This window comes from Nocardioides sp. Soil796, from assembly GCF_001429525.1.
GTDB lineage: Bacteria > Actinomycetota > Actinomycetes > Propionibacteriales > Nocardioidaceae > Nocardioides.
Genome location: NZ_LMSQ01000017.1, coordinates 154,111 through 166,492, shown reverse-complemented (window position 1 = coordinate 166,492; position 12,382 = coordinate 154,111). Strand labels below are relative to the sequence as shown.

The window sequence follows — 12,382 nt, the reverse complement described above, 5'->3', positions numbered from 1 at the left end:
CAGTCTTCTGACATGAGGCTGGTGGCGTCGCTCCTGATGGTTTCGGTGGCGTTGACCGCCTGTTCCTCCGAGGACGACGGCGACCCGCAGTCGACGCCGCAGGTGCCGGCCCAGCCTTCGGGCGACGGATCGACCGGGACTGGTCCGACGGATCCCGTGCTCACCGGCAAGCCCCGTCCCTCCGCGTCGGCGGACGGGGTCCGCGTCGTCGACACGGTCGCGACCGGGCTGGAGGCCCCGTGGGGCCTGGACTTCCTGCCGAACGGCGACGCCGTCGTCACCGAGCGTGACTCCCGGCGGGTCCTGGTGATCACGAGTGGACGCACCCGCGAGATCGGCGTGATCGACGAGGCCGATCCACGCGAGGAGGCCGGGCTGCTCGGGGTCGCGGTCTCCCCCGACTTCGCCACCGACTCCACGTTGTACTTCTACGTCTCGACCCCGACGGACAACAGGGTGGTGCGGGCGTCGTACGACGGGAGCACGCTGGGAGCGACCGAGCCGATCCTGACCGGCATTCCCAACGGGTTCATCCACGACGGCGGCCGCCTGGTGTTCGGGCCCGACGGCAACCTCTACGTCTCCACCGGCGAGACCGGCGACCAGGACATGGCGCAGGACCCGGACGCACTGGGCGGCAAAATCCTGCGGATCACCCCCGACGGCAAGCCGGCACCGGGCAACCCCGACCCGTCGTCGCCGATCTGGTCGACCGGGCACCGCAACGTGCAGGGTCTGGCCTTCGACTCCGACCGCCGGCTGTGGGCCAGCGAGTTCGGCTCCCAGGCCTTCGACGAGCTGAACCGGATCGAGAAGGGCGCCAACTACGGCTGGCCGCTCTTCGAGGGATCCGGCGGCGCCCCCGACTACACCGACCCGCAGGTGGTCTGGCGCACCAGTGACGCCTCACCCTCGGGACTGGCCTGGGCGGACGGCTTCTTGTGGATGGCCTCGCTGCGCGGTGAACGCCTGTGGCGGGTCAAGGTCGAGGACGGTGTCGCGAGCGACCCGACCGACTTCTTCGTCGGGAAGTACGGCCGGCTGCGCACCGTCGTACTCGCTCCCGACGGCAACCTGTGGCTCACCACGTCCAACCGTGACGGTCGCGGTGATCCGGCCGAGGCCGACGACCGCATCCTCGTCGTCTCCCCCTCCTGACGCGAGCCGCGTGCTTTCGATGCGCGAACCGTGGGTTGTTGCGCGCCCAACCGTGGGTTCTTGATGTGCTGAAATCAGGCTCTTCGCAGCTGAGGGTGTAGTCCGGTCGGCGCGTCGGTGGCCGGGTAGGGGTCGAGGTCTCCCGAGGATTGGGGTGACCATGATCTCGGGCTCGAAGTGCTCGGGCAGCGGTTGGAGCCCGACCGGGCGATTCTCCGGTGCCGGGTTGTCGAGCCCGACAGATGGTGTCGTCGCTCCGGATGCCCTGGCGCGGCCAAGGACACGGTGGTCCGGCGGTTGGCGCACGAGCCGTTCGGGTGGCGGCCCACGGTGTTGGAGGTCAGCCTCCGCCGACACCGTTGTAACGCCGCCTCCGACGACCCGGAACACGGACCGACGACGCGCCGCGAGCCGTCAGTCGCCGACGCTGCCGTCGATCATCTCGCGCAGGATGTCCGCGTGGCCCGCGTGCCGGGCGGTCTCCACGATCACGTGCAGGTACATCCACGTCAGTTCCCTGCCCCGCGGTGTGGTGACGGCGTAGTCGAGGCTGTGCTGGGCGGCGATCTCGCGGGAGCGGTCGCACTCCGCCTGGTAGGCGGCGATGACGTCGTCGAGCTTCTCGTTCGGCTCCAGCCGCAGGTCGGCCTCCGGGTTTGCGTCGGTCCACGGCGGCGTGGGCAGCTCCGCGGCGGGGATCTGCCCGATCTGCTCGGCGAACCCGCCCAGTTCCACCCACCGCAGGTGTTTGATCAGGCCGCCGAGGTTGGTGCCGGTCGGCACCGGGCTGCGCCGGGCGTCCTCCTCCGACACCCCGCGGGCCTTGCGCACGACGGCGTCGCGCAGATAATCCAGGAACGTCTCGAGCTGCTCGCGCTCGCTGGCGGCGACCACGCTGCCGAGGATCTCACCCGGTCTAGTCATGGCCGGAACATAGCACGCGGGCCGACCCTCGCACCGGGGCTATTTTTGGGCTCTTCGGCGGCTTCCGACCCCAACTACACCCTCGATTGTGAAGAGCCTGAAATCAAGAACCCACGGTTGGCGACGCAAGGATGCACGGTTCGCGCATCAAGAACCCACGGTTGGTCAGGTGAGCTTCTCGATGATGAGCTCGCGGACCCGGCCGGCGTCGGCCTGACCGCGCATCTCCTTCATCACCGCGCCGATGAGAGCACCGGCGGCGGCGACCTTGCCGTCGCGGATCTTGTCGGCGACGTCGGGGTTGGCCTCGATCGCCTTGTCGACCGCGGCACCCAGGGCACCGTCGTCGGAGACGATGGCGAGGCCACGGGCGGCGACGATCTCGGCAGGCGTGCCCTCGCCGGCGATCAGGCCGTCGAAGACCTGGCGGGCCAGCTTGTCGTTGAGCGAGCCGGCGTCCACCAGGGCTTGTACGGCGGCAACGTCGGCAGGTGTCACGCCCAGATCGGCGATCTCCTGGCCCGAGTCGTTGGCACGGCGGGCCAGCTCGGAGAGCCACCACTTGCGCGCCGACTGCGGTGAGGCACCGGCGGCGATGGTCTCCTCGACCAGCCCGAGCGCTCCGGCACCGACGGTGTCGCGCATCTCGAGGTCGGAGAAGCCCCACTCCTTCTGCAGGCGGCCGCGCTTCTCGCGGGGCAGCTCGGGCAGGGTGCCCTTGAGCTCCTCGACCCACTCACGCGACGGCGCCACCGGCACCAGGTCGGGCTCGGGGAAGTAGCGGTAGTCGTCGGCGTCGGACTTCGGGCGACCGCTGGTCGTGACGCCGGTGTCCTCGTGCCAGTGCCGGGTCTCCTGCAGGATCGAGCCACCCCCGTCGAGGATCGCGGCGTGACGCTGCATCTCGTAGCGGACCGCACGCTCGACCGAGCGCAGCGAGTTCACGTTCTTCGTCTCGGTGCGGGTGCCCAACGAGCCGGTGCCGACCGGGGCCAGCGACAGGTTCACGTCGGCGCGGATCGAGCCCTGGTCCATGCGGGCATCGGAGACACCCAGGGCCACGATCAGCTCACGCAGCTGCGCGACGTACGCCTTGGCCACCTCGGGGGCCTTCTCCCGTGAGCCCATGATCGGCTTGGTGACGATCTCGATCAGGGGGATGCCGGCCCGGTTGTAGTCGACCAGCGAGTGGTCGGCGCCGTGGATGCGCCCGGTGGCTCCACCGACGTGCAGCGACTTGCCGGTGTCCTCCTCCATGTGAGCGCGCTCGATCTCGACGCGCACGATCTCGCCCCCCTCGAGCTCGACGTCGAGGTAACCCTCGAACGCGATCGGCTCGTCGTACTGCGAGGTCTGGAAGTTCTTCGGCATGTCCGGGTAGAAGTAGTTCTTGCGCGCGAAACGGCACCACTCGGCGATCTCGCAGTTCAGCGCGAGGCCGATGCGCATCGCCGACTCGACGGCCTTGGCATTGACCACCGGCATCGCGCCGGGCAGGCCCAGGCAGGTCGGGCAGACCTGGCTGTTGGGCTCTCCGCCGAACACGGCCGGGCAGCCGCAGAACATCTTGGTGTTGGTGTTCAGCTCGACGTGGACCTCGAGGCCCATCGCCGGGTCGAACTTCTCGAGGGACTCCTCGAAGGACAGCAACGTGTCGGTGCTCATGCCATTTCTCCGGTGGTCGAGTAGGGAGGTCTCGATACGGGCGCAGAGCGCCCTACTCGACCACCGGGACCCGTGTCGAGACTGGGGGCCTGCGCCAGCAACGGGCCGCCCCACTTCTTCTCCAGCAACGTCTCGAGGGCAGCACCCACGCGGTAGAGCCGGTCGTCGGCCAGGGCCGGTGCCAGCACCTGGAACCCGGCGGGCAGGCCGTCCTCGGAGGCCAGGCCGCTGGGCAGCGAGATGCCCGGGACACCGGCCAGGTTGGCGGGGATCGTGGCGAGGTCGTTGAGGTACATCGCCAGCGGGTCGTCGAGCTTCTCCCCCAGCTTGAACGCCGTGGTCGGCGCGGTCGGCGAGACCAGCACGTCGGCCTTCTCGAACGCGGCCTCGAAGTCGCGGCTGATCAGCGTGCGCACCTTCTGCGCCTGCCCGTAGTAGGCGTCGTAGTAGCCGCTCGACAGGGCGTAGGTGCCGAGGATGATGCGACGCTTGACCTCGTCGCCGAACCCGGCGTCACGCGAGGCGCGCATGACGTCCTCGGCCGACGGGTCGCCATCGGGCACGACCCGCAGGCCGTAACGCATCGCGTCGAACTTCGCCAGGTTGGAGGACGCCTCCGACGGCATGATCAGGTAGTACGCCGCCAAGGCGTGCACGAAGCTCGGGCAGGAGACCTCCACCAGCTCGGCGCCGGCCGAGACGAGCAGGTCGAGCGACTCCCGGAAGCTGGCCTCGACGCCTGCCTGGTAGCCCTCGCCTCCGAGCTCCTTGATGACGCCGACGCGGAGCCCACTCAGGTCTCCGGACGCACCCTGACGGGCGGCCTCGGCGAGTGCACCCACCGGCTCGTTGATCGAGGTGGAGTCGCGCGGGTCGTGACCGCCGATCACCTCGTGCAGCAGGGCAGAGTCGAGCACGGTGCGCGAGACCGGGCCGGCCTGGTCGAGTGAGTTGGCCATCGCCACGAGGCCGTAGCGCGACACCCCGCCGTACGTCGGCTTCACGCCGACGGTGCCGGTGACCGCACCGGGCTGGCGGATCGAGCCGCCGGTGTCGGTGCCGATCGCCAGCGGCGCCTCGAAGGCGGCCACCGCAGCGGCCGAGCCACCGCCGGAGCCGCCGGGGATGCGGTCGAGGTCCCACGGGTTGCGCGTCGGGCCGTACGCCGAGTGCTCGGTCGACGAACCCATCGCGAACTCGTCCATGTTGGTCTTGCCCAGGATCGGCAGGCCGGCCTCCTTGAGGCGGGTCACCACCGTGGCGTCGTACGGCGGGATCCAGCCCTCGAGGATCTTCGAGCCACAGGTCGTGGGCAGGCCCTCGGTGGCCAGCACGTCCTTGACCGCGATCGGCACGCCGTCGAGGACCGAGGCGGGGGCGCCGGCGGCACGACGGGCGTCGGAGGCGGCGGCCTGGGCCAGCGCTCCCTCACGGTCGACGTGGAGGAACGCGTGGACCGCACTGTCGACGGCCTCGATGCGGTCGAGGAACAGCTCGGTCAGCGCGACGGACGTGGTCTCGCCGGCCTCGAGGGCGGCGACCAGGTCGGCGGCGGAGGCGCGGAGGTAGTCGGTCATGCTTCCTCCCCCAGGATGCGCGGCACCGAGAAGCGCTGCCCCTCGGACGCCGGGGCCATGGCCAGCGCCTGCTCGGCGGTCAGCCCGGGCGTCACGACGTCGTCGCGGAACACGTTGGTCAGCGGCAGCGCGTGGGAGGTCGGCGGGATCTCGTCGGCGGCGACCTCGGCGATGGAGGCAACGGACTCGAGGATCACCGACAGCTGCGGTGCGAGGTGCTCCAGCTCGGCGTCGGACAGGTCGATCCGGGCGAGATCGGCAAGATGCGCGACCTCGTCACGTGAAATCTCGATACGACCACTCGTGCCTCGCGGGCTACTCGATCCAGGAATCTCAGGCATGAGCCCGATCCTATGGCCGAACCACTCCCAACCGAATCCCGGGTCACCGCGTCTAGCGGGGTGACAATCACTTCGGGAGGACACATGGCACGACCACCATCCGACGCAGACTACGCAGAGTTCGTGCACGGCGTCTGGCCGCGGCTCTACCGCACGGCCTACCTGCTGATCGGCGACCACGCGACCGCGGAGGACCTGGTCCAGACGGCGCTCGCCAACACCTATGCGTCGTGGCGCAACGTCCGCTCCCTGGACGCGGCCCACGGCTATGCCCGCAAGGCGCTGATGAACACCGCCGCCTCGTGGTTCCGCAAGAAGGGCTGGCGCAACGAGGTGCCGACCGACGTACTGCCCGAGTCCGGCGCCGAGACCGACCCGTCCCACCGCCCGGCAGTGCTGGACGCGTTGAAGCTCCTGCCCAAGGGCCAACGGGCCGTGATCGTGCTGCGCTACTACGAGGACCTCGCCGTGTCAGAGACCGCGCGAATCCTCGACTGCTCCGAGGGAACGGTCAAGAGCCAGACCTCGGCCGCCCTCTCCCGACTGCGCGTCCTGCTCGGCGACGCAGTCATCCCGCTCACCACTGGAGCCTCCAATGACTGAACGACTCTCACACCTGCTGCACGACGAGGCCGACCTCCTCGACATCCCCTCCGCTCCCACCGGACCGGTGCTCGCCAAGGGCCGTTCGATCCGGCGTCGCCGCCGAGCCACGAGCCTGGTCGCCGCGGCCGCCGTACTCGGTGTCATCGGCGGCGGTGCCGCCCTGCTGGCAGACGGTCCCGGTGGCGGTGACCGCACCAGCGACGCTCCCGTCTCCGCGACCGAGCGCTACCTGCGCGGCGGCGCGTACGCCGTGGGCAGCACCGTCTACTTCGGCGACCCCGGCAACGGACCGATCACGCTCGAGGAGAAGGTGAAGGCGCTCTACTACACCTCCGAGGGCGTCGTGGTCCGCACCGGCAAGACGCCGTGGACCGACGACTCCGGGCCCTCTCACTATGCGCTGGTCACCCCCACCGGTGACGTGCAGCCGCTCGATCTCGACCTCGGGGACCGGGTGCCGGCCACCGACCCGCACACCCAGACGATGGTCTACGCCGACGGCCAGCAGGGCGCCTGGGAACTGGTGGTCGTCGACATCAGCACCAACACCGAGGTGAAGCGCATCCCGTTCGAGGGCTCGTTCAGCTGGGGCGGCTGGGAGGCACCGCCGGTCGGACTGGCCGGTGACACCGCGTACGTCGGGATGGACGACGCCACGCTGGCCATCGACCTCGGAACCGGTGAGGCGAGCGTCGCCGAGGGGCTCGACAAGGCGACCATGCCCGAGGCCACCGGCGGTCACGCACTGACCACGGACTACAGCACCAGCATGGAGGTCGTCGACCTGGCCTCCGGCGAGAGGCTCCTGCAGATCGACCTGCCCGAGGGCCACCACTTCGGTGAGCTCTCCCCCGACGGCCGCTACCTGAAGGTCGTCGCGGAGGAGGAGCTCGACGAGAACGGCCAGATGGGTCCGGCCGACCCGGGCTTCGACGTGTACGACGTGGCGACCGGCGAGCACGTCTCGTTCGACCAGCAGCCCTGGGACTTCGGCTGGTCCCCCGACGGCCACCTGGTCAAGGTCACCCGCACCGAGGTGACCGTCTGCGATGCCAGTACCGGGTCCTGCACCACCGACGAGCAGGCCAGCGGAAAGGGCGAGATCAAGATCGCGGGCAACGCCTACGAGTCCTGACGCTCGAGACGGACGGGGCCATGGACCGGATTCAGGTCCATGGCCCCGCTCCTATGCTGGGCCCATGGCTCGCTACGACATCGCCGTCATCGGTGCCGGCTCCGGCAATTTCCTCGCCAACCGCTCGCTGCGCGACAAGCAGTTCGCGATCATCGAGGAGAACCTCTTCGGCGGCACCTGCCTCAACGTGGGCTGCATCCCGACCAAGATGTTCGTGCACACCGCCGACGTCGCCAACTGGATCCGCGACGCGGGCCGGTTCGGCATCGACGCGTCCCTGGACGGTGTGCGCTGGGCCGACATCCGTGACCGCATCTTCGGCCGCATCGACCCGAACTCCGCCGAAGCCCGCCAGGGTCGCGTCGACGGCGCCAACACCACGGTCCTCGAGGGCCACGCCACCTTCACCGGTGACCGCACGCTCGCCGTGGACCTCGGCGACCACGTCGAGGAGGTCACTGCCGACCAGGTCGTGATCGCCGCCGGCGGACGCCCGGTCATCCCGACCGAGATCGCGGAGTCCGGGGTGCCCTTCGAGACCAGCGACACGATCATGCGCATCGAGACGCTCCCGCGCACCCTCACCATCGTCGGCGGCGGCTTCATCGCCGCCGAGTTCGCACACATCTTCTCCGCGCTGGGCGTCGAGGTCACCCTCGTGGTGCGCGGCGACGCCCTCGTACGCCGAACCGACGCCGAGATCAGCGCCGGGTTCACCGAGCTGGCCACCAAGCAGTGGAACGTCCACCTGGGCCGCACCGTCACGACCGCGTCGGTGGACGACGGCGGGCTCCGGCTCGGCCTCGACGACGGCACCACCCTCGAGGCCGAGATGCTCCTGGTCGCCACCGGTCGTCGACCCAACAGTGACCGTCTCGACCTGGCCGGCACCGGCATCGAGCTCCACGACGACGGTCGCATCGTGGTCGACGAGTTCGGGCGCACCACCTCACCCGGGGTGTGGGCGCTGGGCGACATCTCCTCGCCGCACCAGCTCAAGCACGTGGCCAACCACGAGGCGCGCACGATCGCGCACAACCTGGCCCACCCCGACGAGCTGAGGCCGTTCGACCACCGGTTCGTGCCGTCGGCGATCTTCAGCCACCCGCAGATGGCCGGCGTGGGGCTCACCGAGGCCGAGGCACTCGACGCCGGGCACCGCGTCTCCACCAGCGTGCGGGCGTACGGCGACACGGCGTACGGCTGGGCGATGGAGGACACCACCGGCATCTGCAAGGTGATCGCCGACCGCGACACCGGCCTGCTGCTCGGCGCGCACATCATGGGGCCGGACGCCTCGACCCTGATCCAGCCGGCGATCCAGGCGCTGTCGTTCGGCCTGGGGGCACGCGACATGGCGCGCGGGCAGTACTGGATCCACCCCGCGATGGCCGAGGTCCTCGAGAACGCGCTGCTGGGACTCGACCTCCGGTGACCGCTCCGCACCCGACCGTCCGGCACAGGGCCGCCCTGGCCCTTGCCCTGCTCCCGATGCTCCTGCTCGCCGGGTGCGGCGGCGACGCGGCGACCGACATCGGCGACGTCGACACCCCGTCGGTGCGCTATGTCGCGCTGGGTGACTCCTACTCCGCGGCACCGGCGGTGCCGTCGTCGAAGGACGACGACGGATGCCTGCGCTCGACCCACAACTACCCGTCACTGGTGGCGAAGGAGTGGAAGCCCGACACGTTCGTCGACGTCACCTGCGCCGGCGCCGACACCGCAGACATGACGCGGCCGCAGTACCCCGCCATCAAGGCACAGCTCGACGCGGTCACCTCCGACACCGACGTCGTGACCCTCGGCCTGGGCGGCAATGAGTTCAACCTGTTCTTCACCCTCGTCGGCCAGTGCGCGTTCGTGCGCAACCAGGACCCCACCGGCTCGCCGTGCGAGGAGGCGATGAACGTGCGGGGCAAGGACAAGCTGCTCACCAGCATCGCCGCCACGCGCGGACGCATGGTCTCCGTGGTGCGCCAGATCCAGCAGTCGGCCCCCGAGGCGAAGGTGCTGCTGGTCGGCTACCCGCAGATCGTGCCGGCGACAGGCACCTGCCCGGACCTGCTCCCCCTCGCGGATGGCGACTACCCCTACGGCCGGATGGTCAACAAGGCGCTCACCGAGATGCTGGACGAGGTGGCGCGGGCCACCGAGACGACGTACGTCGACCTGTGGAAGGCGACCGCCGGCCACGACATCTGCGCCGACGACCCGTGGATCAACGGTCAGCACCACGACCCGGAGCGCGGCGCGGCGTACCACCCGTTCGTCGAGGAGCAGGAGGCCGCCGCCGCGAAGGTGCTGGCCGCCCTCGAGGGCTGATCAGCCGCGGGCGAAAAAACGTTCGCGGATCGTCTGGACCAGCGCCTCCGTCGACGCTCTCCCGGTGTCGACCTCGAGGTCGTAGGTGATGCCGTCGTGCACGGACTCGGCCTGCGCCGCGGCCATGCCCGGCGTGCGGTCGCCCCTGGCGGCCTCGCGTGCGGCGACGACGGCCGCGTCGCAGCGCACACCGACCCAGCCGACCGACAGTCCCGACAGCGCCGAGTGCCACCCTTGCTGACCGGCGGGGCCGCTGACGAAGTTGTCCTCGACGATCACCCGCGCGCCGGCCCGCACCATGGCCGCGATGCCGGTGCGCCACTGCTGCTCCACCGCGACGAAGTCGTCGCCCACGACCACACCGCCGTCCGGCTCGAGCACCAGCCCGTAGCCGGAGAGCAACCGCGGCGGCGCGGCGTCGACGAGCGTGTCGACACCGAGCCGGAGCCAGGTGCCCGGCAGGGTCTCTTGCAACAACCTGGCCAGCGTGGTCTTCCCGGAGCTCGAACCGCCGTTGAGCACCAGCACCTGCGGCGGCGTACGGGTCATGCCAGCTCGCGGGCCGCGTCGGGCCCCTGGGCCAGCAGCACCTCGAAGCCTGCCTCGTCGAGGATGGGTACGCCGAGCTCGGCCGCCTTGTCGGCCTTGGAGCCCGCGGCCTCGCCGATCACCGCGAACGCGGTCTTCTTCGACACCGACGACGACGCCTTGCCGCCGCGGGCCAGGATCGCCTCCTTGGCCTGGTCGCGGCTGAACTTCTCCAGCGAGCCGGTGACCACGATCGAGAGCCCCTCGAGGGTGCGCTCGACGGACTCGTCGCGCTCGTCCTGCATGGTGACGCCGGCGGCGGCCCACTTGTCGACGATGGCGGTGTGCCAGTCGGAGCCCTCACCGTCGAACCAGGCGCGCACCGACGAGGCGATCGTGGGCCCGACGCCCTCGGTGTCGGCGAGCACCTCCTCGGAGGCGTCACGCACCGCCTGGAGCGATCCGAACTGGGTGGCCAGGCCACGCGCGGCCGTCGGGCCGACGTTGCGGATCGAGAGTGCGACCAGCACCCGCCACAGCGGGACGTCCTTGGCGGTGTCGAGATTCGCCAACAGGCGTTGGCCATTGGCGCTCAGCTGAGGGCCGGCCTCGTCCTTCTTCGGGGCACGGGTGAACAGGGAAGCCTGCATCAGGTCGTCGGCGGTGAGGGCGAAGAGGTCGCCCTCGTCATGGATCACCTTCGCCTCGAGCAGGGCAGCGGCGGCCTCGGAGCCGAGCCCCTCGATGTCGAACGCGCCGCGCCCGGCGACGTGGAAGACCCGGTCGAGCAGCTGTGCCGGGCACGAGCGGTGGTTGGGGCAGCGCATGTCCTTGTCGCCCTCGCGTTGCTGCACCAGCTCGGTGCCGCAGGCCGGGCACTCGGTGGGCATCACCCATTCGGCCAGGCCCTCGGGCCGCAGTGCCAGCACCGGACCGACGATCTCGGGGATCACGTCGCCGGCCTTGCGCAGGATCACCGTGTCGCCGGGGCGGACGTCCTTGCGCTTGACCTCGTGGCCGTTGTGCAGGGTGGCCCGTTCGACGGTCGACCCGGCCACCTTGGTGGGCTCCATCACCCCGAACGGCGTGACCCGGCCCGTGCGGCCGGTGTTGACCTCGATGGAGAGCAGCTTGGCGTTGACCTCCTCGGGTGGGTACTTGAAGGCGATCGCCCATCGGGGCGCGCGGCTGGTCGAGCCCAGTCGACGCTGCAGGGACACCTCGTCGACCTTGACCACGACGCCGTCGATCTCGTGCTCGACCTCGTGCCGGTGCTCGCCGTACTCCTCGATGAAGCTGCGCACGGCCTTGAGGTCGGGCAGCACCCGGACCCTCGGAGACGTGGGCAGGCCCCACGCCTTCAGGGCGTCGTACGCCTGGGACTGCGCGGTCGGCGAGAAGCCCTCGCGGGCGCCGATGCCGTGGCAGACCATGCCGAGCGCGCGGGTCGCGGTGACCTTGGGGTTCTTCTGGCGCAGCGAACCGGCCGCCGCATTGCGCGGGTTGGCGAACGGCGGCTTGCCCTGGTCGCGCATCGCGTCGTTGAGCCGCTCGAACGCCTCGACCGGCAGGAACACCTCGCCGCGCACCTCGACCAGGTCGGGCACCGGGAACTCGTCGGTGCCGGTGAGCCGGTGCGGGATCGAGTCGATGGTCTTGACGTTGGGCGTGACGTCTTCACCGGTGCGCCCGTCGCCACGGGTCAGCGCCCGCACCAGGCGGCCCTTCTCGTAGAGGATGTTGATCGCGAGCCCGTCGACCTTCAGCTCGCACAGCAGCGCCGGTTTCTCGACCCCGTCGCGCACCAGCCGGGCGTGCCACGCCTCGAGCTCGTCGTAGGAGAACGCATTGTCGAGGCTCTCCATGCGCTGGAGGTGGTCGACGGCGGTGAACTCCGTCGACACCGCTCCCCCGACCTTCTGGGTGGGCGAGTCGGGCGTGCGCAGCTCGGGGAACTCGTCCTCGAGCGCCTCCAGCTCGCGCAGGCGTACGTCGAAGTCGGCGTCGGACAACGTCGGGTCGTCGAGCACGTAGTAACGCCAGCGGGCGTCCTCGACCTGCTCGGACAGCAGTCGGTGGCGGTCACGGGCCTCGGGGGTCGCGGAGGAGACCTCGGAAGAACTCAT

At 70.2% G+C, this 12,382-nt stretch carries 11 protein-coding genes and 1 pseudogene; 6 read left to right on the top strand and 6 right to left on the bottom strand.

The features are described from left to right. Positions 1 to 12 precede the first annotated feature (12 nt). On the top strand, positions 13 to 1,158 hold the full coding sequence (locus tag ASH02_RS07770; RefSeq protein ID WP_057294536.1) for a PQQ-dependent sugar dehydrogenase: 1,146 nt from the start codon (positions 13 to 15) through the stop codon (positions 1,156 to 1,158). Between the two features lie 162 nt (positions 1,159 to 1,320). After that, positions 1,321 to 1,521 (top strand): annotated as a pseudogene (locus ASH02_RS25585) (ISL3 family transposase); the annotation flags it as partial. A 51-nt stretch (positions 1,522 to 1,572) separates the two neighbouring features. Here ASH02_RS25585 and ASH02_RS07765 read toward each other — a convergent pair. The 4 genes from ASH02_RS07765 to gatC form a co-directional block, all read right to left on the bottom strand. Beyond that, positions 1,573 to 2,082, bottom strand: coding sequence for a DinB family protein (locus tag ASH02_RS07765; RefSeq protein ID WP_057294535.1), 510 nt, complete (start codon positions 2,080 to 2,082; stop codon positions 1,573 to 1,575). 165 nt (positions 2,083 to 2,247) lie between these two features. Continuing rightward, positions 2,248 to 3,747: an Asp-tRNA(Asn)/Glu-tRNA(Gln) amidotransferase subunit GatB gene (gatB, locus tag ASH02_RS07760; RefSeq protein WP_056675950.1), complete on the bottom strand. Its 1,500-nt coding sequence runs from the start codon at positions 3,745 to 3,747 to the stop codon at positions 2,248 to 2,250. Further along, positions 3,744 to 5,324, bottom strand: coding sequence for an Asp-tRNA(Asn)/Glu-tRNA(Gln) amidotransferase subunit GatA (gene gatA / locus ASH02_RS07755; protein WP_082620833.1), 1,581 nt, complete (start codon positions 5,322 to 5,324; stop codon positions 3,744 to 3,746). The genes gatB and gatA overlap by 4 nt, the downstream gene beginning before the upstream one ends. Beyond that, positions 5,321 to 5,665 (bottom strand): Asp-tRNA(Asn)/Glu-tRNA(Gln) amidotransferase subunit GatC, encoded by a 345-nt coding sequence (gene gatC / locus ASH02_RS07750; RefSeq protein ID WP_056675946.1) that lies wholly within the window; start codon positions 5,663 to 5,665, stop codon positions 5,321 to 5,323. Before gatC ends, gatA begins: the two co-directional genes overlap by 4 nt. Before the next feature lie 84 nt (positions 5,666 to 5,749). Between gatC and ASH02_RS07745 the strand changes: the two genes are divergently transcribed. From ASH02_RS07745 to ASH02_RS07730, 4 genes are all read left to right on the top strand, one after another. Continuing rightward, a complete protein-coding gene (locus ASH02_RS07745) occupies positions 5,750 to 6,268 on the top strand; it encodes a SigE family RNA polymerase sigma factor (RefSeq protein ID WP_056675943.1) in 519 nt (172 codons plus the stop codon). Continuing rightward, on the top strand, positions 6,261 to 7,406 hold the full coding sequence (locus ASH02_RS07740; protein ID WP_056675942.1) for a YncE family protein: 1,146 nt from the start codon (positions 6,261 to 6,263) through the stop codon (positions 7,404 to 7,406). Before ASH02_RS07745 ends, ASH02_RS07740 begins: the two co-directional genes overlap by 8 nt. Before the next feature lie 64 nt (positions 7,407 to 7,470). Then, positions 7,471 to 8,841: a mycothione reductase gene (locus ASH02_RS07735; RefSeq protein WP_057294534.1), complete on the top strand. Its 1,371-nt coding sequence runs from the start codon at positions 7,471 to 7,473 to the stop codon at positions 8,839 to 8,841. Further along, positions 8,838 to 9,728, top strand: coding sequence for an SGNH/GDSL hydrolase family protein (locus tag ASH02_RS07730; protein WP_057294533.1), 891 nt, complete (start codon positions 8,838 to 8,840; stop codon positions 9,726 to 9,728). The genes ASH02_RS07735 and ASH02_RS07730 overlap by 4 nt, the downstream gene beginning before the upstream one ends. Here ASH02_RS07730 and ASH02_RS07725 read toward each other — a convergent pair whose 3' ends face one another. Both ASH02_RS07725 and ligA read right to left on the bottom strand, forming a co-directional pair. Further along, positions 9,729 to 10,277: a chloramphenicol phosphotransferase CPT family protein gene (locus tag ASH02_RS07725; protein WP_200959106.1), complete on the bottom strand. Its 549-nt coding sequence runs from the start codon at positions 10,275 to 10,277 to the stop codon at positions 9,729 to 9,731. After that, the gene (ligA, locus tag ASH02_RS07720) at positions 10,274 to 12,382 is read right to left on the bottom strand and encodes an NAD-dependent DNA ligase LigA (protein ID WP_057294532.1); all 2,109 of its coding nucleotides are present in this window, start codon (positions 12,380 to 12,382) and stop codon (positions 10,274 to 10,276) included. Before ligA ends, ASH02_RS07725 begins: the two co-directional genes overlap by 4 nt.

Coding starts and splice junctions, on each gene's coding strand:
- ASH02_RS07770 (WP_057294536.1), top strand. CDS start 13: ATGAGGCTGGTGGCGTCGCTCCTGATGGTTTCGGTGGCGTTGACCGCC.
- ASH02_RS07765 (WP_057294535.1), bottom strand. CDS start 2,082: ATGACTAGACCGGGTGAGATCCTCGGCAGCGTGGTCGCCGCCAGCGAG.
- gatB (WP_056675950.1), bottom strand. CDS start 3,747: ATGAGCACCGACACGTTGCTGTCCTTCGAGGAGTCCCTCGAGAAGTTC.
- gatA (WP_082620833.1), bottom strand. CDS start 5,324: ATGACCGACTACCTCCGCGCCTCCGCCGCCGACCTGGTCGCCGCCCTC.
- gatC (WP_056675946.1), bottom strand. CDS start 5,665: ATGCCTGAGATTCCTGGATCGAGTAGCCCGCGAGGCACGAGTGGTCGT.
- ASH02_RS07745 (WP_056675943.1), top strand. CDS start 5,750: ATGGCACGACCACCATCCGACGCAGACTACGCAGAGTTCGTGCACGGC.
- ASH02_RS07740 (WP_056675942.1), top strand. CDS start 6,261: ATGACTGAACGACTCTCACACCTGCTGCACGACGAGGCCGACCTCCTC.
- ASH02_RS07735 (WP_057294534.1), top strand. CDS start 7,471: ATGGCTCGCTACGACATCGCCGTCATCGGTGCCGGCTCCGGCAATTTC.
- ASH02_RS07725 (WP_200959106.1), bottom strand. CDS start 10,277: ATGACCCGTACGCCGCCGCAGGTGCTGGTGCTCAACGGCGGTTCGAGC.
- ligA (WP_057294532.1), bottom strand. CDS start 12,382: ATGAGTTCTTCCGAGGTCTCCTCCGCGACCCCCGAGGCCCGTGACCGC.